The sequence below is a fragment of the Ewingella sp. AOP8-B2-18 genome (genome assembly GCF_052376015.1).
Taxonomy (GTDB): domain Bacteria; phylum Pseudomonadota; class Gammaproteobacteria; order Enterobacterales; family Enterobacteriaceae; genus Ewingella; species Ewingella allii.
This window is the reverse complement of sequence record NZ_JBQSVB010000008.1, coordinates 163,535-185,327: the sequence shown is the minus strand read 5'-3', so window position 1 is coordinate 185,327 and position 21,793 is coordinate 163,535. Positions and strand designations below refer to the sequence as shown.

General features: G+C 56.5%; 24 protein-coding genes and 1 pseudogene. 14 read left to right on the top strand and 11 right to left on the bottom strand.

Features of this window, described 5'->3' with window-relative positions; genetic code table 11:
• The first annotated feature begins 170 nt into the window (after positions 1-170).
• The 6 genes and pseudogenes from ACT3RR_RS16780 to ACT3RR_RS16755 all read left to right on the top strand — a co-directional run.
• Positions 171-1,535, top strand: a complete 1,365-nt coding sequence (locus ACT3RR_RS16780; RefSeq protein WP_496200775.1) for a cation:proton antiporter — start codon at positions 171-173, stop codon at positions 1,533-1,535.
• A 78-nt stretch (positions 1,536-1,613) separates the two neighbouring features.
• Entirely contained in the window at positions 1,614-2,390 is a 777-nt protein-coding gene (locus ACT3RR_RS16775; protein ID WP_353504259.1) for a DUF3750 domain-containing protein, read from the top strand.
• 181 nt (positions 2,391-2,571) lie between these two features.
• Entirely contained in the window at positions 2,572-4,197 is a 1,626-nt protein-coding gene (locus ACT3RR_RS16770) for an ABC-F family ATP-binding cassette domain-containing protein (protein ID WP_496200774.1), read from the top strand.
• Positions 4,198-4,284: 87 nt separating this feature from the next.
• Entirely contained in the window at positions 4,285-5,001 is a 717-nt protein-coding gene (locus tag ACT3RR_RS16765) for a dienelactone hydrolase family protein (protein ID WP_496200773.1), read from the top strand.
• Positions 5,002-5,232: 231 nt separating this feature from the next.
• Positions 5,233-5,532, top strand: coding sequence for a helix-turn-helix domain-containing protein (locus tag ACT3RR_RS16760; RefSeq protein ID WP_185690486.1), 300 nt, complete (start codon positions 5,233-5,235; stop codon positions 5,530-5,532).
• A 42-nt stretch (positions 5,533-5,574) separates the two neighbouring features.
• Positions 5,575-5,664 (top strand): annotated as a pseudogene (locus ACT3RR_RS16755) (NIPSNAP family protein); the annotation flags it as partial.
• 40 nt (positions 5,665-5,704) lie between these two features.
• Here the strand turns inward: ACT3RR_RS16755 and ACT3RR_RS16750 are convergent.
• From ACT3RR_RS16750 to ACT3RR_RS16735, 4 genes are all read right to left on the bottom strand, one after another.
• Complete coding sequence (locus ACT3RR_RS16750; RefSeq protein ID WP_353504263.1) at positions 5,705-6,007, bottom strand: HigA family addiction module antitoxin; 303 nt, start codon at positions 6,005-6,007, stop codon at positions 5,705-5,707.
• A complete protein-coding gene (locus ACT3RR_RS16745; RefSeq protein WP_485903421.1) occupies positions 6,007-6,288 on the bottom strand; it encodes a type II toxin-antitoxin system RelE/ParE family toxin in 282 nt (93 codons plus the stop codon). Before ACT3RR_RS16745 ends, ACT3RR_RS16750 begins: the two co-directional genes overlap by 1 nt.
• Positions 6,289-6,429: 141 nt before the next feature.
• Positions 6,430-6,654: a YgdI/YgdR family lipoprotein gene (locus ACT3RR_RS16740; protein ID WP_353504264.1), complete on the bottom strand. Its 225-nt coding sequence runs from the start codon at positions 6,652-6,654 to the stop codon at positions 6,430-6,432.
• Positions 6,655-6,726: 72 nt separating this feature from the next.
• Positions 6,727-7,518: an AraC family transcriptional regulator gene (locus ACT3RR_RS16735; RefSeq protein ID WP_496200772.1), complete on the bottom strand. Its 792-nt coding sequence runs from the start codon at positions 7,516-7,518 to the stop codon at positions 6,727-6,729.
• 111 nt (positions 7,519-7,629) lie between these two features.
• Between ACT3RR_RS16735 and ACT3RR_RS16730 the strand changes: the two genes are divergently transcribed.
• Entirely contained in the window at positions 7,630-8,448 is an 819-nt protein-coding gene (locus ACT3RR_RS16730) for a sulfite exporter TauE/SafE family protein (protein WP_496200771.1), read from the top strand.
• A gap of 63 nt (positions 8,449-8,511) precedes the next feature.
• Here ACT3RR_RS16730 and ACT3RR_RS16725 read toward each other — a convergent pair whose 3' ends face one another.
• Positions 8,512-9,537 carry a hypothetical protein gene (locus ACT3RR_RS16725; RefSeq protein WP_353504267.1) on the bottom strand — a complete coding sequence of 342 codons (1,026 nt, stop codon included), beginning with the start codon at positions 9,535-9,537 and terminating at the stop codon, positions 8,512-8,514.
• A 365-nt stretch (positions 9,538-9,902) separates the two neighbouring features.
• Between ACT3RR_RS16725 and ACT3RR_RS16720 the strand changes: the two genes are divergently transcribed.
• The 7 genes from ACT3RR_RS16720 (at position 9,903) to ACT3RR_RS16690 (ending at position 15,963) form a co-directional block, all read left to right on the top strand.
• Positions 9,903-11,303 carry a DUF3404 domain-containing protein gene (locus ACT3RR_RS16720; RefSeq protein WP_496200770.1) on the top strand — a complete coding sequence of 467 codons (1,401 nt, stop codon included), beginning with the start codon at positions 9,903-9,905 and terminating at the stop codon, positions 11,301-11,303.
• Positions 11,293-11,955 carry a response regulator transcription factor gene (locus ACT3RR_RS16715; RefSeq protein WP_496200769.1) on the top strand — a complete coding sequence of 221 codons (663 nt, stop codon included), beginning with the start codon at positions 11,293-11,295 and terminating at the stop codon, positions 11,953-11,955. The genes ACT3RR_RS16720 and ACT3RR_RS16715 overlap by 11 nt, the downstream gene beginning before the upstream one ends.
• Positions 11,952-12,782, top strand: coding sequence for a DUF2861 family protein (locus ACT3RR_RS16710; RefSeq protein ID WP_496200768.1), 831 nt, complete (start codon positions 11,952-11,954; stop codon positions 12,780-12,782). The genes ACT3RR_RS16715 and ACT3RR_RS16710 overlap by 4 nt, the downstream gene beginning before the upstream one ends.
• Before the next feature lie 87 nt (positions 12,783-12,869).
• Positions 12,870-13,823, top strand: coding sequence for a hypothetical protein (locus tag ACT3RR_RS16705; protein WP_496200767.1), 954 nt, complete (start codon positions 12,870-12,872; stop codon positions 13,821-13,823).
• Between the two features lie 108 nt (positions 13,824-13,931).
• The gene (locus tag ACT3RR_RS16700; RefSeq protein WP_496200766.1) at positions 13,932-15,230 is read left to right on the top strand and encodes an NtaA/DmoA family FMN-dependent monooxygenase; all 1,299 of its coding nucleotides are present in this window, start codon (positions 13,932-13,934) and stop codon (positions 15,228-15,230) included.
• A 157-nt stretch (positions 15,231-15,387) separates the two neighbouring features.
• Positions 15,388-15,609: a putative periplasmic lipoprotein gene (locus tag ACT3RR_RS16695; RefSeq protein WP_034796191.1), complete on the top strand. Its 222-nt coding sequence runs from the start codon at positions 15,388-15,390 to the stop codon at positions 15,607-15,609.
• Between the two features lie 132 nt (positions 15,610-15,741).
• Positions 15,742-15,963, top strand: coding sequence for a hypothetical protein (locus ACT3RR_RS16690; protein ID WP_496200765.1), 222 nt, complete (start codon positions 15,742-15,744; stop codon positions 15,961-15,963).
• Positions 15,964-15,981: 18 nt separating this feature from the next.
• On the opposite strand, the gene lldD is transcribed toward ACT3RR_RS16690, so the two are convergent.
• The 6 genes from lldD to ACT3RR_RS16660 form a co-directional block, all read right to left on the bottom strand.
• Positions 15,982-17,127, bottom strand: a complete 1,146-nt coding sequence (gene lldD / locus ACT3RR_RS16685; RefSeq protein WP_353504057.1) for an FMN-dependent L-lactate dehydrogenase LldD — start codon at positions 17,125-17,127, stop codon at positions 15,982-15,984.
• 43 nt (positions 17,128-17,170) lie between these two features.
• Positions 17,171-18,406, bottom strand: a complete 1,236-nt coding sequence (gene fucP / locus ACT3RR_RS16680; RefSeq protein WP_496200764.1) for an L-fucose:H+ symporter permease — start codon at positions 18,404-18,406, stop codon at positions 17,171-17,173.
• 95 nt (positions 18,407-18,501) lie between these two features.
• A complete protein-coding gene (locus ACT3RR_RS16675) occupies positions 18,502-18,846 on the bottom strand; it encodes an L-rhamnose mutarotase (RefSeq protein WP_486032312.1) in 345 nt (114 codons plus the stop codon).
• Positions 18,843-19,619, bottom strand: a complete 777-nt coding sequence (locus ACT3RR_RS16670; protein ID WP_353504060.1) for an L-fucose dehydrogenase — start codon at positions 19,617-19,619, stop codon at positions 18,843-18,845. Before ACT3RR_RS16670 ends, ACT3RR_RS16675 begins: the two co-directional genes overlap by 4 nt.
• Before the next feature lie 2 nt (positions 19,620-19,621).
• Positions 19,622-20,473 carry an amidohydrolase family protein gene (locus ACT3RR_RS16665; protein WP_485903429.1) on the bottom strand — a complete coding sequence of 284 codons (852 nt, stop codon included), beginning with the start codon at positions 20,471-20,473 and terminating at the stop codon, positions 19,622-19,624.
• Positions 20,474-20,498: 25 nt separating this feature from the next.
• Entirely contained in the window at positions 20,499-21,776 is a 1,278-nt protein-coding gene (locus ACT3RR_RS16660) for an L-fuconate dehydratase (protein ID WP_496200763.1), read from the bottom strand.
• Positions 21,777-21,793: the final 17 nt, after the last annotated feature.

The window sequence follows — 21,793 nt, the reverse complement described above, 5'->3', positions numbered from 1 at the left end:
GGACGAGCGAAATGAAAAACATTTCACGGGTCAGCATGGCAATCCTCCTTATATTTCGTTGGTGAATGAATAATCTGATTATATTGAAGAATCTTCGAATTAGTCTAACCTTTTATATCCCCTTCAATTTTCTAAACTTTCACTCAACCCCGCTTTTACTGGAGGAGTCCATGAGTTTTCTAGGATGGACAGCGGCCGTGGGTGGACTGCTGTTGCTAATGTCATTGGCATCGGGCTGGATCCATCGCAGCCCGGTGACCACCTTTGGTTTGTACCTTGCCGCTGGCGTGGCCTGCGGCCCGTGGGTGCTGGATTTGCTGCACATTGATATGGTGGCGCATTCAGAACTCACCGGCCGATTGACCGAAATCGCCATGGCGGCCTCTCTGTTTATCACCGGCTTGAAGCTGCGGATGCCGTTTCGCAATCACGGTTGGCGAATGGGCGTCAGGCTGGCGTTCCCCGGTATGCTGATAACCGTTGCGGGCGTGATGCTGGTGGCGCACTACCTGTTTGGCCTGTCTTGGCCGATAGCTCTGGCGCTCGGGGCCATCGTCGCGCCTACTGACCCGGTGCTGGCGAGCCTGATTTCAGTCAATAACGCCAGCGATGACGACAATCTGCGCGTTTCGTTGTCCAGCGAGGCGGGCATGAATGACGGTTCAGCCCTGCCGATTTTGATGCTGGCGCTACTCATTATGAATTCCCCCGAGCCGCTGAGCTGGTTGCAAATCGGCCACTGGGCCTTGGTGGACGTGCTGTGGGCGCTGCTCGGCGGCTTGGGGATTGGCTATCTGCTGGGCCGCTTGATTGGCCTGCTCGCCACCCGGCTGAGAAGCGTGCAGGGTGATATCGCGCCGAGTGACTTTATCGCGCTGTCTTTAATTGCCCTGAGCTATGCCGCGGCGCAAAGCGTGGACGCCTCGGGCTTCCTCGCCGCCTTCGCCGCCGGGGTCGGGCTGCGCGCCGCCGAACTGCGCATTGTGAACCTGCATCCGCCGGAAAATATGGATGGAGACCAGCGTTATCGCCCGGCCGAAGAGTTGGTGAACCCGCACATCCGCCACGCCTTCTCTGACAGTGGCCCGGCCAAGTCAGTGGGGCTGATGGTGGGCGACGCGCTCTCCTTCGGCGATACCATTGAGCGGTTGTTCGCCGCCGCGATTATCGTGGTGCTGGGCATTACCCTTTCCCAGCATTGGGACCCGGCGGGCCTGCTGATGGCGGCGATCCTGTTTGTGGTCATCCGCCCACTGTCGGTCTATCTGGCGACCATCGGCAGCGGCGCGCCGCGCGCCCGACGGCTGATGATTGGCTGGCTGGGGATCCGCGGTATTGGCAGTATCAACTACATCGCCTATGCCTACACCCACGGCATTGGTGGCCTGGAGGCGGAGCGCATGGGTGATATCGCCTTCACCCTGATTGTCGCCAGCGTGCTGGTACACGGGTTGACCGTCACCCCGCTGCTGAACTGGCGTCAGGGGCGACAGCTCGCCCGAGCCGAACGTGCTAAACAGCAGGATGAGCAATAGCGTCGGCGAGTACATGTGATAATTTATCAGGCTGAATTTCCCGCAGGGCGCGGGCTAGCTTCCACAGGTACATAAGGCATGATGGTGATTAAATGGGTTCCCCTGTGTATTGTCTGCATCCTCTTTCTGTCGTTGGGGTGCAGTTACGTTAAAAGCTCGCAGGGCAAAGAGCAGCAGGCGGTGGGCGGCGATTGGTCTACCGCGCGCCGCGATTCTGCGGGTATTGCCCCCAACCCGGTACAGCTGAAAAGCACCGCGATTATCCAGATTTACGCCGCGCCGACCTATGGCTGGCGCGGGCTGGTGGCGGTGCATCCGTGGATCATCTATAAACGGGCGGGCGATACCCAGTTCACCCGTTATGACGTGGTGAGCTGGGGTAGCAGCAACGTGGTTCGCCGCGATTACGCGATCCCCGACGGCTACTGGTTTGGTTCTAAGCCTAAACTGCTGGCCGATCGCCGTGGCGAACTGGCTGAAACGCTGATCCCACAGATTGAGGCGGCGATAAAAAGCTACCCTTATCCGCACACTTATCACGCCTGGCCGGGACCAAACAGCAACACCTTCATGGCACACATTGGCCGCGAAGTCCCGGCGCTCAAGCTAGATATGCCGTCGAATGCCATCGGCAAAGACTACCGTGGGCTGACTAATCCGATCGGCTTGCCGCCGTCGGGGCGTGGCTTGCAGGTCTCAGTGCTCGGCGTTCTTGGCTTTACGCTGGGGGTAGAAGAGGGGGTTGAAGTCAATCTGCTAGGGCTGAACCTTGGCGTTGATATCAAATCTCCGGCGCTGCGCCTGCCTTTTGTCGGGCGTGTAGGCTTTGATAACCCCGGCGCGGCTGAGTTATAAAATCACAAAACTGACCGGGAGATTTGACAGCGGAAAACCGCCTGTTTTATAGTCACCCGGTCTTTTCACATCTCAATGAGGTATTCGTCCAATGCGCAATTAATGCCCACCGCCACCCTCGGCGGCCCTCTTGCAACTCCCCCGTGGCGTTGTTTTGGTGCATTAATTTTAAGGTTATCGCATGACGAATCCTATTCTAACGCTGGACCGCGTCTCTTTGGTTTTACCCAACGGCACGCCGCTTTTCACCGACATCACCGAGCAATTTGATCACCGCCACACCGGGCTGGTGGGGCGCAATGGCGTGGGTAAAAGCCTGCTGGCGCAGCTGTTGGCCGGGCTGCTCGCGCCTTCCTCCGGCCAGTGCCACTGTTCCGGTAAAGTCAGGTATCTGGCGCAGCACCTTACCCCTGAAAAATATGCCAATGTCGCGGCGCTGGCGGGCGTTGAGAACACCCTTGCCGCGTTACTGCGTATTGAGACGGGAAGCGTCGATCCGGCCGATTTCGAGCAGGTCGGCGATGACTGGGATATCCGCCAGCGGCTACATACCCAGCTGGAATCCGCCGGATTGGGCTATCTTTCGCCAGAGTCGCCGGTCAGCCAACTTAGCGGCGGCGAAGCGATGCGCGTAGCGCTGATTGGGGCGACGCTCTCAGACGCCGATTTCCTCATTCTTGATGAGCCGACCAACCACCTCGACGGCCCTAGCCGACGTGCGCTGATGCAGCAATTACAACACTGGTCTGGCGGCTTAGTGGTGATAATTCACGACCGCGCGCTGCTGCAACAGATGGCGCGGATTGTGGAATTGTCCTCACTGGGTTTGCGCAGCTATGGTGGTAATTATGCCTTCTACCAGCAGGCGAAAGCGCAGGAGGCTGCCGCCGCCGCGCAGAAGCTGGAGAGGCTCAAAGTCGAGCGAAAACGGGAGGAATTGGCCTTGCGCGACCAGCGTGAAAAGCTCGAGAAACGCCAGTCACGCGGCGATCGCCGTGGCAAAGAGGCCAATCAAGCCAAGATATTGCTGGGGAGGCAAAAAGGGCGCAGCGAGGCTTCGGCGGGGAAGTTACACAAGCAGCAACTTGAAGCGCGGGCGCACCTCAGCCAGCAGGTCCAAGAGGCGGCGAAACACCTCGAGGCGGCGGCGCATATTGCCATGCATTCCGACTCGCTCAAGGCTACTACTGCTCAAAAGGTGGCTGCACTGACCGAGGTCACGCTGCCCTTTGTCACACCGCCATTCGACCAGATCACCTTGGCCATTAGCGGCGGCCAGCGAATTGGCGTGGTTGGCCCGAATGGCTGTGGTAAATCGACCCTGCTGAAAGTGCTGGCGGGCCTGCTGCCGCCGGTCTCTGGCCTGCGCGTGGCATGGGCGAAAATGGCTTATCTTGACCAGCAGCTCTCCAGCCTTGATCCACATCGAACGATCCTCGAGCAGTTACTTGAGGTGAATAGCATCGCCGGGGAATCTCAGCTGCGTATGCAGCTCGCCCAGCTAGGGCTAGACGCTAGCCGGGTGCTACTGCCCTGCGCGCAACTCAGCGGCGGCGAGCAGCTCAAAGCCGCGCTGGCTAAGGTGATTTATGCCGATCCATCCGCCGATTGCCTGCTGCTCGACGAGCCAAGCAACCATCTGGATCTTCCCTCTCTGGCTGCACTTGAGGCGCTGCTCAATCAGTATCAGGGAACGCTGCTGGTGGTGTCGCACGACGAGGCGTTTCTGGCGCAGCTTGGGCTTACCCATTGGCTGGTGGCGTGGGAGAAGGGCTGGGCGCTCATTCATCATCGAAATCCCGTATGACATTCATATTTATACGCAATTTGACTGATACATTTATGGCGAGATAGTTTTAAATGATAACCAAACCAAAATCTATTGGAGTTGTGAATGAGCAATATCAGCGTTGAGTATGTCGATTATCAGGTTGCAGGGCAGGATTTTCAGGGCTGTGTGGTGTTCCCAAAAGGGGCCAAAAACCAGCCGGGCGTTCTGCTCGCGCCAAACTGGATGGGCGTGGCCGACGTGGCTATCGACGCCGCGAAATCCGTGGCTGAAAAAGGCTATGTGGTGTTTGTCGCTGACCTGTACGGCGCGAAAGTTCGCCCGACTAATGGTGATGAAGCCGCCGCGGCGATGATGGTAGTAAAAGACCAGCCCGCCGAGCGCCAACGCATGCAAGGGGCGCTGGACGCACTGCTGGCGCAACAACATGCACCAGTGAACGTGGCGAAAGTAGCCGCGATCGGGTTCTGCTTCGGCGGTCACTGCGTGCTCGAACTGGCCCGTAGCGGCGCAAAACTCAACGCCTTCGTGACCTTCCACGGCGGGTTAGACACCAAAGACACCGACGGCGCGAAGAACATCAGCGGGTCCGTGCTGGTGTTGAATGGCGCAGAAGATCCATTGATCCCAGCAGAGCAAATTTCTGGTTTTGTTGAAGAGATGAAAGGTCACAACGTTGATTGGCAGTTAATTAACTACGGCGGCGCGGTTCATTCCTTCACCGATCCAACCGCCAACGTTCCCGGCATGAGCCAGTACAATGAGAAAGTCACCCACCGCGCCTTCGCTCAAATGTACCAACTGTTTGCTGATGCGCTGTAAGGTTTGATGCCTAACCCATTTCCAAGTCTTATTGGGAATGGGCTAAATATCAGCAGTATAACTCCAGTTATTGCCTCGTAATTCTGCTTTCCCGCCTAAATCGCATCTCAAGTTTCGTCTATTTACTATGCAGTGGAAGATTGATGTTATAAGTTGTAGCTTATATTTTGCTTTTGAATGTGAGCGTTAGCCCTGTGCTGACCGCCACATAGCTCTCGCTGAGGTGAAAAAATGAAAACATTACGTGAAGCTATCGCTGCCCGTTCGCCAGAGAGCCAGGCTCGCATTAAAGAGATGGCGGATGAAATGATTCTGGAAACCGGTTTGCAGTTGCTGCGTGAAGAGATGCAGGTCTCACAGAAGAAACTGGCGGAATTAATGGGCGTCAGTCAGCCCGCCATAACCCAGATAGAGCAAAGAGGTAATGACGTAAAACTGGCTACTCTCAAACGATATATTGAGGCGATGGGCGGAAAGCTGAGCCTAAACGTTGAGTTGCCTGAAGGCGTGGGGCGGGTATTTCATATCTGATAGATTCTCCTTTCAGCCATCTAATCAGGGATAAGGTTATTTATGAAAACTGTAGAGATATTGCAGTACACGTTAAAAGCAGGGACGGGCCATCGTTTTCATAAGATCATGGTTGAGCAGAGCAGCCCTCTTCAAGGTTGGTGATGAGAACAGCCCCATTGGGGGGCTGTTTCTAATGTGCCGTCTGCGCCTGAGTGTGGGACGACGGCACAACGTTTGAAAGATCGACTCTTTCCCGGGCTTTGCTGAGGTCATACGTTGCCTGCATTGCCAGCCAAAGGCGGGCCGCGATACCTAGCCCCACTTCGAGTCGTAATGCCATTTCGGGAGTAATTGCTGTTTTACCCGCCGCGGCCTTGCTCAAGGCTGAGGGAGATACGCCCAAATCTTTCGCCAATGAGCGAAGCGAGATCCCGTAATCCTCAAGATATTCAGTGATCAAGCCGCCCGGATGCGGAGGGGTGAGCATAGCCATTAGTGATAATCCTCTAAATTTAATATGTAGGCGTCACCGTCTTTGAATTCGAATGTTATTCGCCAGTTAGCGCGAACCGTTATCGAGTAAAGGTTTTGTTTGTCGCCTTTCAGTGAGTGAAATTTAAAGCTAGGATAAAATTTGAACTCTTCTACCGTTACTGCTTCATCAAGTACCAGTAACCGAAGTTTTATACGTTCTGCATCCTTGGCTTGTACACCACTAGCGTCGTCTTTCTGGTAGAGCTTTTGCAGCCCCTTGTGCTTCCAGCTTTTAATCACGTGACCTTCCCTGTTTCCCGTAAAGAAACATCATATCATCTGTTTCCCAAAAAGAAACACTTTCTACCAAATTGCTATCTTCTCCATAAATCCACAACAAAAAACCCGCCGAAGCGGGTTTTTTTTAAGACTCAGTACAACCTACTTGCCAATTTCTGACATGACTTTCACGTCGGTCTGGGCGATTTGGCGCTCTTTCCCCCAGGCATCCTTGTACTTGATTAGCCCGGTATCCCGGTCAACTCTTGGTTTGCCTTCGCTGACTATCGTTCGCCCATCGTTGGTTTGAATGGCGTAATTGCTAGAACAGCCTGCGAGTAAGGCGGTAAGAACTAACGCTGATGCAACTAGATAACGTCTCTTCATAACTCACTCCTTGTTGTTAAGTCTGTATAAGGTTTAGCACAGCTTAAGAAATGAGCCAGATAATCGGGTGATTTATCCTGAAGTTTTCGACACCGCGCCAGAGAACTGGCTAAACGCCGAGGGTGGCTGACCGAGCATTTTGCGGAACATAGTTGAGAAAGCCGCCGGGCTGTCATAACCCATGTCTAGCGCAATAGTGGTAATGGGTACTCCCGCGGCGAGCCTGGAAAGTGCCAGCACCACGCAGACCCTCTGTCGCCATTGCAGGAAAGACATACCGGTTTCGGCCCGAAATTGGCGGTTAAAGGTGCGCTCACTGATGTGCAGCACCTCTGCCCAGTAGCTGGGAAGGGTGTGGATATTCGGCTGCTGAAGAAACCCCTGACACAGCTTCGCTAGCGCAGTTTGGCGCGGAAAGGGGATATGCAGCGGCAGGGTGGGCGCACGAGTGATCTCATGCATCATCAGGTTGACCAGCGCACCGTCCCGGCCAGAGGTGGCGTATTCCAACGGCATATCCACGGCATCCAATAGCAGCTGGCGCATAAGCGGGGGAATGGCGATCACTTCGCACTGCTCGCCGTTTCTGGGGGCGGCGGAAGGTTCGATATACAGGCTGCGCGTGCTAACGCCGAGCATCACCACTTTGTGTGGCGTTTCGGCGGGTATCCACACCGCGCTTTGCTGGGGCACCACCCAGCTACCGTGCTGCGTAGAGACCTCCATCACGCCCGGCGCGCCGTAGAGCAGCTGAGCCCGCCTATGGCTGTGCCAGGCCAGCTGAGTGCCATAGGCGTAGTCTGTGCGGATGGCAACCACCGGGCGCGGAGTGGCATCCAGCTGATTAATCGAAACGTTGTGCACGCAGAGTTCTCATATTGGCTGAAACACAAACATTATTGACTGAGTAACGAAAGCAGGACAAGACTCGACTGCTTAAAGTAAGGCCTGTTTATCAACTTCGGGCTTATCCTCATGTTCACCTTGTACTTCACGCTGGCGCTGTTCGGCTTTCTGGCCGGGATCACCACGCTATTATTTGGTTTTGGCGGTGGCTTCATCATCGTGCCGCTGCTGTATCGCACCTTGCTTACCCTCTACGGCGCAGATAGCCCGATAGGCCACGCGGCAATGCACATTGCGGTGGCGACCTCGACCTGCGTGATGATTGTCACCTCGGCGATGGCAACCCGCCGCCACTGGCGCAGGGGCAATTTGATTCTCGGCCTGGCGTGGCCGCTGGCGGGCTATATCGCCCTTGGCGCGGTGGCCGGGTCTTTACTGGCCAATGCCACCAACGGCGGGGTGATTCGCTGGCTCTTTGTGGCCTATCTGGCGCTGACTATTGCCGACGGTTTGTTGCGAAAAGGGTTTATTTCTCAACAAGCTAGGACAGCTCTCCATCAGCCAACGGCGGGGAAAACTGCGCTAATCGGCGTGGTCATTGGCGCGATCGCCACTTTTCTTGGCGTGGGGGGAAGCGTGATGACGGTGCCAATGATGCGTCGCCGAGGACTAAGTATGAATATCGCGACGGCAATGGCGAACCCTCTGAGTATGCCGGTGGCGATAGTCGGCACCTTGACCTACATGATGGCCGCGCCGGGCGCTGCTTCGCTGCCGGGACACTGGTATTGGGGTTATGTCGACATGCTGGCGTTTGTGGTGCTACTCGCGGGGTCATGGCTGGGAATGCAGACGGCGACGCCGTGGGTGGGGCGCATTCCCGACAAGCTGCACGCCAGAATTTATCTGGTGCTGTTGACGCTGGTTGTGCTCACCATGGCATTTTAACAATGAAAAAGAGAGGATATTGCTATCCTCTCTCTGGGTTGGTTTACCAGCGATGTAAAGCCATTATCTCAATGGACGTTGATCGCTAAACACGGCGCGTGGCTGAGTGCGGCGGCCCAGGGCACCCATGGCACCGGCAAGCACGGCCTCAACAATCAGTAGGAAGAAGGCGAACCAGCTGGCTTTGGCGGTGGCAGCAGCGGCTTTATCGGCTGCTTCACGGGCTTTTTGCTCGGCTTGCTGTTTCAACTCTTCATATTTCGCACGGGCTTGTTGATAGCTTTTCTCGGTCTGAGCGACAATCTGTTCAACTTCCTGATCGCTTTTCCCTGTACGCGCTTTAATGATATTTTTCAACGCCTCACGGTCAGCGGCCTGGAATGTACTTTCGTTGCGCTGAACTAAACCTTTAATAAAGTTTACGACGTCTGTGTCGGCGGTTTGTGGATGATTAGCCGTATTTGCAGCTTGATTTTGGGCATTGTTAACTTCTCCCTCAGCTTTATTTTGCAAATTCTCAGGTTGTAATTCCGGCTTGCCGGTTTGGCGCAGGGTCGTCTCCAGTTCATTCTGCAAACTGTCGAGATTAATATTATTTTCTCCCAGTTTGTCTTTCACCATCTGAGTGACCGGCGGGGCGGCGGCGGATATTCCACTGCCCAAGGTTTGCAGCCCACTGCCTACCACGCTGGCTGCGCCGCTCACTGCGCTATTAACCACAACAACCAGGAACCAGAGGCTGATTAATGTATTGACCCCAAACATTAATACCCCGTGCAAAGCCCCTTCGCGCTGCGCCAGTCGGCCACTGGCGTAACCCCCGGCAGCAATGGAAATCAGCATGCTGAGGCCGGTCCAAATAAGGGCTCCGGTACCAATGCCGTCCAACGGATTTTGCTCTTTCAGTGGGTCAATGGTGCTGGCCCCAACTGCAGTACCTAAAATAGATAACAGTAAATAAACCACAATAGAAATAATGACGCCGGCGAAAATAGCGCTCCACGAAATACGTTTTAATGGCACACCATTTACCGGTTCTACATAAGCTTCATTGTAATGAGCCGATGTAGGAGCAGAATGATCGTTCATAGACTCTCTCCCTTTATTGCCGTACTTTTCATCTTTGAATGTTCGAGCGCGCATTCACTGTTCGTGCGCCACGTCACTAATTCCACGTCAAGCGATCACGTTGTATTAGCTGACTTAATGTTAGTCAGAGATTGAGAATTGCACCAACAAATCTTTACTTAAGCAAAATTAGCAGAATATGTTTCGATAACTCTATGAATTCACGCCCAATTAGAACTAACAGATAAAGTGTGGATATCAATGAAATCCTGCTGCTGGCTAATTAGGACAATAAAATTCAATAAATAAAGTCTGTTTTGCTGAGTTGGGATTTTTGTTATTGCAAGGCATAATCGCGACATTCTCAGCAAAGGAGTGCGGTAAACATGAGGGAGAAAGTCAGGACACTCAGCCTGATATTTTGTAGCGCGCTGATATTCAGCGGCTGCACGCCGCCGCCTTTTTCTCAGGCACTGCGCGATTTCTCTCGCCTATTGGACAATGCCCCTGTTCTGGGGCAGGTTTCGCTCAACCCGCTGCGCCAGCTCGATCCTCTACTATTGCGGCCTGCCTCCCTGTATCCGCAATTCAGCGAGATGCCCGTGCCAGCGCTCTCGACGCTTTACCAATACAGCCAGCACTGTTCGGGCACTCTCGCAGGGATTTCGCCAGCTTTTCAACAGTTTGATCAGGCGCAGTGCCAGCAGACCGATTTGCCGGAGCAGTGGTTTGTGGCTCATCCGATCTATCCGCTGGGGGGCAGCACGGCGTGGCATTATCTCCAGCGCCATCCTGCCGAGGCGGGGCGATTGCAGGCTTACTTGCATGTGCGGGAAAGGCCGCAGGCGCTGGGCGGCGTCGGCCAGCTATCGGATGACAACCTTGATGCGCTAGCGAATGGGCAAACCTGGCTGATGCAGGATGGCATTTTATGGCGGCAGCAGCCCCAGCGCTGGGTGCGCTATGCGCCTGAGGTCTGGCAGCCGCTAGCCAAGCGCGCGGGTGTTGAGCTGGTGGCAGCCGGAGGGCGATGCGATGTGGCGCTGGGCACGCTTTGTGCCAATCCGGTGAGCAGCTATGCCAGCAGTTGGCGTGTTTTGCTGGCCTTCGCTCTGCTTCTGGCGCTGTTGGCGTTAGGTTGGACAGGCTGGCAGCGGCGGCGTTTACAGCAGCGTCAGCGGTTTATTGTGCAAATGCTCACCCACGAATTACGCACCCCGATCAGCCAATTGGGCAATGTGGTGGAGCACTTCCGCCGCGACTTTGACACCCTGTCACCCGATGCGCAGGCCAGATTCGGCGAGCTGGCCGATAGCGTACAGCGCATGCGCCAGATGGCCGAAGCCAGCCGGCATTATCTTGCCGGGGACGGCGTGCGCGACCTGCTGGAAGCGCCATCAAAAATAGCCTTAAGCGACTGGCTGTGGCATATCGCTCAGGCACATCCTGACCTGATATTTTGCCTTGATAGCGACCTCGAGGTTGAGTTGCCGCTGTATTGGTCCAGCCTGTGCCTGAATAACTTGCTCGATAACGCATTTCGCCACGGCAAAACGCCGGTACGGCTGTGCGCCCGTTGTCGCCACGGCCGGTTGATTCTCGAGGTAAGCGACGCCGGAAATCTTAACGTTAATAGTCTGCCGCAGCTGCGCCGTCAGCTCTCTTCCCGCGCGGGAATGGGGCTGGGTCTGAGCATTGTTCAGCGCGTGGCTCGCAGATTACGCGGAAAACTGACCCTCAGCGGCCCGCCGACTACCTTCATCCTGGAGCTGCCTTGTGAACAGTAAACGCCACGACCAACTGCTGCTTATCGAAGACGATCCCGCGCTGGGGCAGGGGTTGCAGGCCTTTTTGCAGCAGGAGGGCTTTAGCTGCCAGTGGCTGAGTGAGATAAGTCAGGTAGAGCGTCACTGGCATCTGGCCGATCTGGTGGTCCTCGACCGGCAATTTCCCGACGGCGACAGTCTGAGATTTTTACCCAACTGGCTGGCGAAAAAAGCGCTGCCGGTGATTGTGCTGACCGCCCGCGTCAATGTGGAAGACCGGGTTGCCGGTCTGGAAGCCGGGGCGCGAGATTACCTCAGCAAGCCTTTTGCCCACGTCGAGCTGTTGGCGCGAATTCGCGCACAGCTACGGCCACTGGGGGAAGGGCAACTGGGCAGCGGCGAACTGCTGCTGTTCCCTTCGCGCCAGTCGGCCAGTTGGCAGCAAAAAGAGGTGGCGCTGACCGCCACCGAGTTCGCCCTGCTGGCGATGCTGGTGCAGATGGCCGGGCGGGTATTTACTCGCGATGAGCTGCTCAATCAGGTGTGGGGCTACCAGCATTTCCCCTCGACGCGCACGGTAGACACCCATATTTTACAACTGCGCCAAAAGCTGCCCGGTATTGCTATCAGCAGCGTGCGCGGCGTGGGTTATCGTCTGGATAAAACATCATGACGTCGAAAATTCTCACTGCCCTGTTTTTCACATTGGCGATGACTCCTCCCGTAAAGAGCGCGCTACCCGCGACGCCTCTTGAGCCGGTGTATCACGCCTTGTTCAGCCAGCAAGATGATCAGGCGTGGCAGCAACTGATTAACCTTTGGCCGCAGATGAGCAGCGCCGCGCAGCGCGACGCGTGGCGGCAGGCGCTGGACGCCGTGGTGTCCCGCCAATGCGGCAATGACCTGCCGATAGCCGCGCCCGCGTGGTTGGATCACCCGACACTGGTGCTGATACAGCGCGATATTCCTCTCAATCGTATTTACCGCGTGCAGTTCAGTGGCAAAAGTTTGCGACACGACCTGCAAATCTCACTGACTTTGCCAAACGGTGAGGAGTTAATGAATGGGGCCAACGCCGAGTATGACCCAGACCAGCAATTTCGGCTGGACAGTCAGGAGCGCGGCGAGCCATTGCCCGCCGGAATTTATAAGTTAACCGTCCGTTCGGGTAGTGAGGTGTGGCAGCAAACGCTGGCCTTACAGGGCAGCGGCGGGCTGAACTGGGTCCAGCGACAGGGGCAAAAAATCACCCTGAGGCCACCGACGGTGCCAGCGGCCTGCCCGCCGGTATGGCTGGAACAAACGTTGCTGCGCCGCAGCGACTTCCAACAAATCTGGTGGCAGCGCAGCGATAATCTTCAGCCCAAGACGTGGCCGCAGCGCGCGGACGCCGACGCCATCTGGGCTAATATGTCAGTCATTCGGGTGGAGGCGCGGGGTGGCTTGACCCTGCGGCTGGAGCATCGCTTCGCCGGGCCGCTGCTGAGCCTGCAAAATTAGTTTTACATCCTGACATTGCTCTGACAATTCACCTCGGGGCTATCGCCATACTGTTATTCCTATCTCAGTGGAAATAAGGTTTCAGGTATGCGATTCATCATTATGTTTATTCTGTTCGCCCTGTTATTTGCTAGCACGGTACAGGCCGCCACGCCACAAAATTACCTCTTTACCGATTCTGACCAGTTGGAAAATATCCGCCCGCTGTTGCAACGAGAAGATATTCAGGGCGTGCAGATTGTCTATTCCTGGAAGCAGTTAGAGAAAGCAAAGGGGCAGTATGATTTTTCGGCCATCGAAAAGGATTTAGCTTTCACCAATAAGCTGCATAAGAAACTGTTTATTCAGCTGCAAGATCGCTTCTTTGAGCCGCAACATAAAAACATCCCGAGTTATCTCCAGCAGGAGCCGCAGTATCTCGGCGGCTTATTAGAACAGACGGATAACCCAGGAGAAGGCAAACCGGTGGGTTCTGGCTGGGTAGCGATGCAGTGGAATCCTGCACTAAGACAGCAATATCAACAGCTTTTGGCTGCGCTAGCCAAGAGCTTTGATGGCAGAATTGCCGGGATCAACTTGCCGGAAACCTCTATAGATATTGATGAGAAACAGGCCGCAAAACGCGGTTTTACCTGTGAGCGTTATTTCGCCGCTACGCAGGAAAATATGCTGTTTGCCAAGTCGGTGTTTAAGAAATCCTACGTGGTGCAGTATGTCAATTTTTGGCCCTGCGAATGGAATAACGACCATGGATATATGTCGCGGCTATTTGAGACGGCTCAGGCTAATAATATTGGGCTAGGTGGCCCGGATATTGTGCCTTATAAAAAGGGCCAGATGAAAAATGCTTACCCGTTTTTTCATCACTATAAAGGCAAGCTGAATCTGGTGGCGATGGCGGTGCAACAACCCACGCTGACCTATACCAATCCTAAAACCCATAAGAAATTCACCGAGCAGGAATTTATCCAGTTCGCCGAGAACTACCTTGGGGTGAATATTATATTCTGGACCACCGCCGCCCCTTGGCTGCGCCAGTAAGCGCTCTGATTATCTTATATTGTAGAAAGCTCATGCCTTTTTCTTGGTAGCCAATAAAAAGCCCCGCGCCCTATTTTATAGCTTTGGCTTACCAAAGAAGGGAATACCGTGGCTGGAAACAACAGAAGACGCTTAAAAACGCTGGTGGGGGCTGGAAGTTACCTCTATGCCGCCAACGACACTCGGCCATTACCGGGCATAAAACGCGCCGTTGAGTTGGCACGTAAGGCCGAAGCGCAGAAAATTACCGGGCTGTTTACCGCCGACCTATTGCAAGCCGATCCGGCCGGGTTGTCGGGCACGACGGGCAGTCAGGACCCGCTGATCACGCTGGCGGCGCTCAGTCAGGTGACTGAGCGTATTGGTCTGGTTGCCACGGTATCGACCACCTATCAGCACCCCTATAATCTGGCCCGGCTGGTGGCGACGCTGGACCACGTGAGCGGCGGCCGTGCCGCGTGGAACGCCGTGACCTCCTCGGTGGGCGAAGAGAATTTCGGCGGGACGAACCTGCCAGACCCATCCCAGCGTTATGCCCGCGCGGCAGAGTTTATTGCCGTGCTGAACGCGCTGTTTGACGCCAACGAGACCAGCGCGGTGCAGCGCACGGCGTCCGGCGGCACCAAAATTGACCCGTTAAAGCTGCATCCGGTGAATTTCCACGGCGATTTCTTCCGCGTGCAAGGGCCGTTAAACGTGCCGGTTCCGCCCCAGCGGCGGCCAGTGCAGTTTCAGGCCGGGCAGTCGGAAGAGGGGGTTTCCGTCGGCGCGCGCTATGCCGAAGTGATTTATACCTCGCAGCCAACGTTCGAGGACGCCGTGGCCTTCGTCGAGCAGTTGCACCAGCGGGCGCGGGCCTATGGCCGACACGAAAATCTGCCGTTTGTGATGAACTCTTTCCATTCGGTTATTGGCGAAAGCGATGCCGACGTGGCGCGCCGACTGCGCGAAAAGCATGAACGCATCGACTACCAGCAGGGGCGGCTCAAGCTGGCCGATATGCTGGGAGGCGAGATTGATTTGAGCGACGTGTCGCTCGACCAGCCTCTGCCCGCCAGCCTGTTGCCCGACGTGGCGCAGGTCAATCGCCGTCGCGGCCGCGCCGAGATTTTCAAACGCTTCGCCCAGCAGGGGTTAACCGTGCGTGAGTTGATTATTCAGGCGCAGGAAACCGGCCACTGGTTCAACGCCGGGACGCCGGAAAAGCTGGCCGATGCCATTGAAAAACGCTATCACGCGGGCGTGCTGGATGTGATTTCCCTCCACGGCTTGGGCCAGCCCGATCAGGAAGATTTGCTGCTCAACGGCCTGCTGCCCGAGTTGCGAAAACGCCATCTGCTTGACGAAGATTACCTCGGCGATACCTTCCGCGAGAACCTCGAACTGCCGCCGCTTACGCTTTCTTAGCACTTGGCGCAGAGTTCTCGCGGTTGATTGCTGAAACTTTACATTCCAAATAATTTGCAAATATTCCCCGATAATGGCGCGCGACAGATTAGTGGTACAGTCGCGCGATAATCACCCAGCCTGCCATTGCAGAGGGTGACACCATGAAGGGAATACCATGAAAAAATTCATTATCGCTGGGCTATTGGCAACCTTACTGGCGGGCTGCGCCACCAACTCTCCGTGCCCGCCGATGTACGACTCCGAAGGCCGCTTGGTTCACACCAATACCTGTATGAAAGGCACCACGCAGGACAACTGGGATACCGCAGGCGCCGTCGCCGGTGGTGTTGCCGCTGTCGCCGCCGTGACCTTGGGTATTGTTGCCTTAACCAAGTAACCCGAGGTCCCACTCTGCATCACGCCCGCTTATTGCGGGCGTTTTTGTTGGTGCTAAAACAGTCATTTTCGGTCTGGCAATAATGAGAGTAAAAGCGCTAAGCTTGTCAAAAGGACTTAGGAGGAAGTTGCTATGGCTCGCTTAGTGATTGATCTATCAGAAGAGGAACTTCAACGGTTAGATGAGCTGGGAACCTTGTTACAGGTTCCCCGAGATAAGGTTATTCGAAATGCCATCACTGCATTGGCGCGTACCAGCGGCCTGATTCAGAATGACTCAGCTTTTGGGCTCTGGGCAAACCAGTCGGTCGAAGGCGCTGCCTTTGAAAACCAGAGTCGTGACGAGTGGCGATAATCACTTTGTCTGATTAGGTTAACCAAAACTCCCCGCCACCAAAGAATCTCTACTGATATCGGCGATGGTCTTCGCGCCGGTCAGGGTCATGGCGACGCGCATCTCTTTTTCGATCAATTCTAACAAGTTTATCACCCCGGCTTCGCCTGCGGCGGCGAGGGCGTAGACGAAGGCGCGGCCCAGCAGCACGCTGTCGGCACCCAGAGCAATCATGCGCACCACGTCCAGCCCCGTGCGGATGCCGGAGTCGGCCAAAATCGTGATATCCCCTTTCACCGCGTCAGCGATGGCGGGGAGGGCGCGAGTGGTGGAGAGCACGCCGTCCAACTGACGGCCGCCGTGGTTGGAAACGATGATGCCGTCCGCACCAAATCTCACCGCGTCTTTGGCATCTTCCGGGTCAAGAATGCCTTTGATGATCATCGGCCCTTTCCAGAATTCGCGGATCCACTCCAAATCCTTCCATGAAATCGACGGGTCGAAGTTGGCGCCTAACCAGCCGATATAGTCCTCAAGGGTGGTGGGTTTTCCGCGATAAGCCGAGACATTGCCCAAGTCGTGCGGCTTGCCGTTCAGGCCGACATCCCACGCCCACTGCGGGTGCGTCACGGCTTGCAGGATGCGGCGTGCGGCGGCATTGGGACCACTCATGCCGGAGTGAGCGTCACGGTAGCGCGCCCCCGGCACTGGCATATCGACCGTGAACACCAGCGTCTTGACGCCCGCCGCCTGCGCGCGCTCCAGCGCATTGCGCATGAATCCACGGTCCTTCAACACATACAGCTGGAACCACATCGGCCGGTCAATGGCTGGCGCCACTTCCTCAATTGGGCAAACCGACACGGTGGACAGCGTGAAAGGGATGCCTTTCTTGGCGGCGGCGCGCGCGGCCTGCACTTCGCCACGGCGGGCGTACATGCCGGTTAACCCCACCGGGGCGAGGATCACCGGCATCGCCAACTGTTCGCCGAACAGCGTGGTGGCGGTGCTCAGCTCGGACATATTATTAAGAATGCGCTGGCGCAGCGCGATATCCGCTAAGTCGGCGGTGTTACGGCGTAACGTATGTTCGTTGTAGGCACCACCGTCAATATAGTGGAACAGGAAGGGCGGCAGCCTGCGCTGCGCGGCCGCCCGATAGTCAGTTGAAGCAGAAATAATCATAATAGTTCAGCATTCCTTTGGTTTTCCCGGCAAGTCTGTGCGCTTAACGCGCTCTCTGACGTAAACCATAGACCAGCACCACGGCAAAACAAGCCAGCGGCAGGAGATAGGAGACCGCCGTGTCGTAATGGTCAGCCACCGCGCCCATCAGGTAAGGCATGATTGCCCCGCCGACAATCGCCATGATCATCACCGAGCTGGCGCGTTTGGTCTGCTTGCCCATGTCCTTGACGCCCATGGCGAAAATGGTGGGGAACATGATCGACATAAAGAAGAACACCGCCACCAGCGCGATCACCGAAACATTATCAATCCCCGCCACCACGATGCCGCACAGCACAATGTTAATGATGGCGTAGGTCACCAGCAGGGTGGCCGGGCGCACAAAGCCCATCAGCCACGTGCTGAAGAAGCGGCCAATCATAAAGCTCACCAGCCCAATCGACAGCAGATAAGAGGCATTTTGGTTCGACAGGGTGTGCCAGTGCTCGGTGGTGTAGTTGATGAAGAACGCGCCGACGCCAACCTGTGCCGCAACGTAGAAGAACTGCGCAATCACGCCGCCGGTAAAGTGACCGTGCTGCCACAGGCCTTTCTCCACGCCACTGGCCTGCTCAGATGCAGAGCCACTCTCGCGAATATCCGGCAGCTTGGTGCGGCCAAACAGCAGGGCAATCAGCAGCACCAGCACGGCGATGGCGACATAGGTTATTTTTACCGAATCGAGGCTTTCTGACGCCGGGCCTTGGGTGGCGCTGAAGAACAGCGAGCCGCCGATGATTGGCCCAACGAACTGACCTAAGCCGTTGAAGGATTGCGCTAAATTCAGGCGGCGCTCGGCACCGGCAGGCTCACCCAATACGGTGGCATAAGGGTTGGCGGCGGTTTCCAGACAGCCCAGACCTAAAGCAATCACGAACAGCGCCAGCAGGAACATGGTGAAACTGCTGGCACCGGCGGCAGGCACAAACAGCAGCGCGCCGAGGGCATAGAGGCACAGACCCACTAAGATGCCCGCCTTGTAGCCATATCTGTCCATAAAGAAACCGGCGGGCAGGGCGATGACGAAGTAAGCGCCGAAGTAAGCCGCCTGTAGCAGCCCGGACTGGGCTTTATTGACGTGCAGCACTTCCTGAAAATGCTTATTCAGCACGTCGAGCAGGCCGTAGGACAAGCCCCAGAGGAAGAACAGCGTGGTGACCAGCATAAAGGCCAGCCGGAATCCGGAGGCCGCTTTTTGCCCTGCATAAGCAGGGTTTTCGGTTTTATTGGCGAGCATGGTTAATTCCTTGATATCTGGTTGCAGGGTTTGTTTCAGCACGGGGCTGGTTTTTTATGTCAGATAACTTGAAAAACAATCTCTTAGGTTACGAGCTAGGGTTGGTCTGCAAGCGCAAAAATTCGCTTCAGCTCGACCCACTTTTCACCTGCGGGCGTCCATGGCGTGGGGCGCTGATACTTCCACATCAGCTGTTCCCATTCGCAGATTTTTGGGTTCTCCTGACTGCGAAGGGCGAACTGCTCGCCGTCGAAGTCATCCGTGGTGTCCATCACCATAAATAGCCGGTTGCCCAGCTGGTAAATCTCCATCTCCACAATGCCGTGCTGGCGCAGATGTTCGGCGACCTCCGGCCAGATGCGCTGATGGTGCTGCTGATACTCGGCGATCAGCTGGGAGTCATCGACCAAATCCAGCGCCTGACAGAAGCGGCGGCTCATGTCAGCGCCCGGTCAAGGTGGGTGTAGCCGCCGTCGACCGACAGCCACTGGCCGGTAGTGTGCGAGGCGCGGGACGAGAGCAGGAACACCACGGTGTTGGCAATCTCTTGCGGCGTGGTCATGCGCTGGCCGAGGGGGATATGCGACGTAATTTGGCTGAGCTTTTCTTCAGGCTTATCAAAGCTTTTAATCCAGCGCTCATACAGCGGAGTCATCACCTCCGCGGGGATCACCGCGTTGACGCGAATGCCGTCTTTGAGCAGCGCAGCCGCCCATTCGCGGGTCAGCCCCAGCACCCCGCCCTTGGCAGAGGCATAACCGCTGGTGTTGCCTTGCCCGGTCAGCGCCGTTTTGGAGCTGATATTGACGATGGCTCCGCGACTGGCGCGCAGCGCCTCAAGGCTGAGGTGGGCCATCAGGTAGTAGTGGATCAGGTTCTGCTCCAGCGAGCGCACAAAGGCTTCGCGCCCGGCTTCTAGCCCCACGCTGTCATTGGCTCCGGCGTTGTTCACCAGGCCGTCGATGCTGCCATAGCGGGTCAACACCTCTTTTACCGCCTTCGTGCAGCTAGCTTCGTCGCGCAGCTCGGTGAGCACAAAACTGGCCTGTGGCTGAAACTGTTGCAGCTGGTGCATCAGCTCGTTGGCCGGTTCGGTATTGCTGATGATCACCGGAATGGCCCCTTCTTCGGCCAGAGTCAGCGAAATGGCGGCCCCAATGCCGGAGCCACCGCCGGTGACGATCACCACTTTGTTATCAAGATGCAGGTTCATGGTTACTCCAAAAATGCGTTTTGCAGGTTGTACAGGCGGTAAGCGTTACCACCGAAAATGGCGTCCTGCTGGTCACGACTTAGCGCGGCGGTGGCTCGTTGGCACAGGGTTAGCGCGTCTTCGTAGCTCCCCGCGAGCAGGCAGACCGGCCAGTCGGAGCCAAACAGCAGGCGCTCGGGGCCGAAGGCGTCCAGCGCCACCTCAAAATAGGGCAGTAGGTCGTTGGCCGTCATGCCCGCCGGGCGCGGCTCGGTTAACAGGCCGGAGAGCTTACAGCTGACGTGCTCCAGCTTGGCAAAGGGCGCTATCTGTTGCGCCCAGTGGCCCACGCCTCGGCTGAGATCAGGCTTACCGAAATGGTCCAGAATCACTGGGTGCTGGTCATGGCGCGCCGCGAATTGCGCGCCTTCGTGCAGATGGCGATGGGTCACCAGCAGCTCATACACATAGCCGTGCTGTTGCAGCTGGCGAATCCCGCGATTCACCGCGCCGTCGCGCAGCCACGCCGCCGGGTCGGCTTCGTCCTGCACCTGATGGCGAATGCCGCGCAGCAGCGGATGGGCCAGCTGTTCGAGCTGTACTCCAAGCTCTGGCGAAGCCACGTCCACCCACCCAACCACGCCTTTCACGAAAGCCGCGTGCTCGGCAACCTCCAGCAGCCAGCGCGTTTCCTCGAGGCTTGAACAGGCTTGAACCACCACAGAACCATGAATATCGTGACGTTGTAACGCCGGTGCCAGCTGCTCAGGCAATAAATCCTGCTTCAGCTCCGCCATGTCGTCGCTTATCCAGCGATAATCTCGCGGCGTGTAGCGCCAAAAGTGCTGGTGGGCATCGATTTTCGGCTGGCTCATCGCGTCTGCTCCTAAAGCTATGCCATCAGGCGTGGTGGCGATATTGGTCGATAGACGCCTGATGCATCTCGATAGAGAAGCCCGGCGCTTGCGGCGGCATATAGGCCGCGCCCCTGATGTCGCAAGGGTCCACAAAGTGCTCGTGCAGGTGATCCACGTACTCAATCACCCGGCCCTCGTGGGTTCCGGCGATGCAGAGATAGTCGATCATCGATAAATGCTGCACGTATTCGCACAGTCCGACGCCGCCCGCGTGTGGGCATACCGGCAGGTTGTACTTGGCGGCCATCAGCATCACCGCCAGCACCTCGTTGACGCCGCCCATGCGGCAGGCGTCAATCTGCACCACGTCGATGGCTTCGCGCATAATGAACTGTTTAAACATGATGCGGTTCTGGCACATTTCGCCGGTGGCGACTTTCACCGGAGCCACGCCTTGGCGAATTTTGCGATGTCCCTCGATGTCATCCGGGCTGGTGGGTTCTTCGATAAACCACGGCTTGGCGAAGGCCAGCGCGTTGACCCACGGAATGGCGTCGTTGGTTTCCCACACCTGATTGGCGTCAATCATCAGCTTGCGGTCTGGGCCGATCACTTCACGGGCGATGCGCACGCGGCGAATGTCGTCTTCTAAATCGCGGCCGACTTTCAGCTTCAAATAATCAAAACCGGCGTCCACCGCTTCTTGGCACAGGCGGCGCAGCTTGTCGTCGGGATAGCCCAGCCAGCCTGCCGACGTGGTGTAGCACGGGTAGCCTTCGGCCAGCAGCTTCTCGACGCGCTGCGCCTTGTTGTCGGCGCGCTGTTGCAGCAGCGTTAGGGCCTCCTGCGGCGTGATGCAGTCGGTGATGTAGCGGAAGTCGATGCAGCGCACCAGCTCCTCTGGCGACATGTCGGCCACCAGTTTCCACAGCGGTTTGCCTTCGGCTTTGCTCCATAGATCCCATACCGCGTTGACCACCGCGCCGGTCGCCAGATGAATCGCACCCTTGTCCGGCCCAATCCAGCGCAGTTGGCTGTCACTGGTGAATTCCCGCCAGAAAGCACCCATATTGGCAGTAATGGCAGCCAGATCGCGGCCAATCACCAAATGCTGCAACGCGTTAATGGCAGCGCAGCAGATCTCATTGCCGCGCCCGATAGTAAAGGTCAGGCCGTGTCCTGACAGCGACGGATTATCTGTTTCTAAAATGACATAAGCCGCCGAGTAGTCCGGGTCCGGATTCATGGCGTCCGAGCCGTCGAGTGCCAGCGAAGTCGGGAAGCGAATATCTTCAACACGTAATGCCGTGATGGTGGTCATGAGTGACAACTCCTTAA

Bases quoted from the DNA above. Each gene is read 5' to 3' on its own strand.
- ACT3RR_RS16765 (WP_496200773.1), top strand. From the start codon at position 4,285: ATGAGCAATATCAGCGTTGAGTATGTCGATTATCAGGTTGCAGGGCAG.
- ACT3RR_RS16770 (WP_496200774.1), top strand. From the start codon at position 2,572: ATGACGAATCCTATTCTAACGCTGGACCGCGTCTCTTTGGTTTTACCC.
- ACT3RR_RS16730 (WP_496200771.1), top strand. From the start codon at position 7,630: ATGTTCACCTTGTACTTCACGCTGGCGCTGTTCGGCTTTCTGGCCGGG.
- ACT3RR_RS16710 (WP_496200768.1), top strand. From the start codon at position 11,952: ATGACGTCGAAAATTCTCACTGCCCTGTTTTTCACATTGGCGATGACT.
- ACT3RR_RS16780 (WP_496200775.1), top strand. From the start codon at position 171: ATGAGTTTTCTAGGATGGACAGCGGCCGTGGGTGGACTGCTGTTGCTA.
- fucP (WP_496200764.1), bottom strand. From the start codon at position 18,406: ATGCTCGCCAATAAAACCGAAAACCCTGCTTATGCAGGGCAAAAAGCG.
- ACT3RR_RS16725 (WP_353504267.1), bottom strand. From the start codon at position 9,537: ATGAACGATCATTCTGCTCCTACATCGGCTCATTACAATGAAGCTTAT.
- ACT3RR_RS16665 (WP_485903429.1), bottom strand. From the start codon at position 20,473: ATGAGCCAGCCGAAAATCGATGCCCACCAGCACTTTTGGCGCTACACG.
- ACT3RR_RS16720 (WP_496200770.1), top strand. From the start codon at position 9,903: ATGAGGGAGAAAGTCAGGACACTCAGCCTGATATTTTGTAGCGCGCTG.
- ACT3RR_RS16695 (WP_034796191.1), top strand. From the start codon at position 15,388: ATGAAAAAATTCATTATCGCTGGGCTATTGGCAACCTTACTGGCGGGC.
- ACT3RR_RS16705 (WP_496200767.1), top strand. From the start codon at position 12,870: ATGCGATTCATCATTATGTTTATTCTGTTCGCCCTGTTATTTGCTAGC.
- ACT3RR_RS16740 (WP_353504264.1), bottom strand. From the start codon at position 6,654: ATGAAGAGACGTTATCTAGTTGCATCAGCGTTAGTTCTTACCGCCTTA.
- lldD (WP_353504057.1), bottom strand. From the start codon at position 17,127: ATGATTATTTCTGCTTCAACTGACTATCGGGCGGCCGCGCAGCGCAGG.
- ACT3RR_RS16660 (WP_496200763.1), bottom strand. From the start codon at position 21,776: ATGACCACCATCACGGCATTACGTGTTGAAGATATTCGCTTCCCGACT.
- ACT3RR_RS16670 (WP_353504060.1), bottom strand. From the start codon at position 19,619: ATGAACCTGCATCTTGATAACAAAGTGGTGATCGTCACCGGCGGTGGC.
- ACT3RR_RS16690 (WP_496200765.1), top strand. From the start codon at position 15,742: ATGGCTCGCTTAGTGATTGATCTATCAGAAGAGGAACTTCAACGGTTA.
- ACT3RR_RS16760 (WP_185690486.1), top strand. From the start codon at position 5,233: ATGAAAACATTACGTGAAGCTATCGCTGCCCGTTCGCCAGAGAGCCAG.
- ACT3RR_RS16675 (WP_486032312.1), bottom strand. From the start codon at position 18,846: ATGAGCCGCCGCTTCTGTCAGGCGCTGGATTTGGTCGATGACTCCCAG.
- ACT3RR_RS16775 (WP_353504259.1), top strand. From the start codon at position 1,614: ATGATGGTGATTAAATGGGTTCCCCTGTGTATTGTCTGCATCCTCTTT.
- ACT3RR_RS16750 (WP_353504263.1), bottom strand. From the start codon at position 6,007: ATGGCTATGCTCACCCCTCCGCATCCGGGCGGCTTGATCACTGAATAT.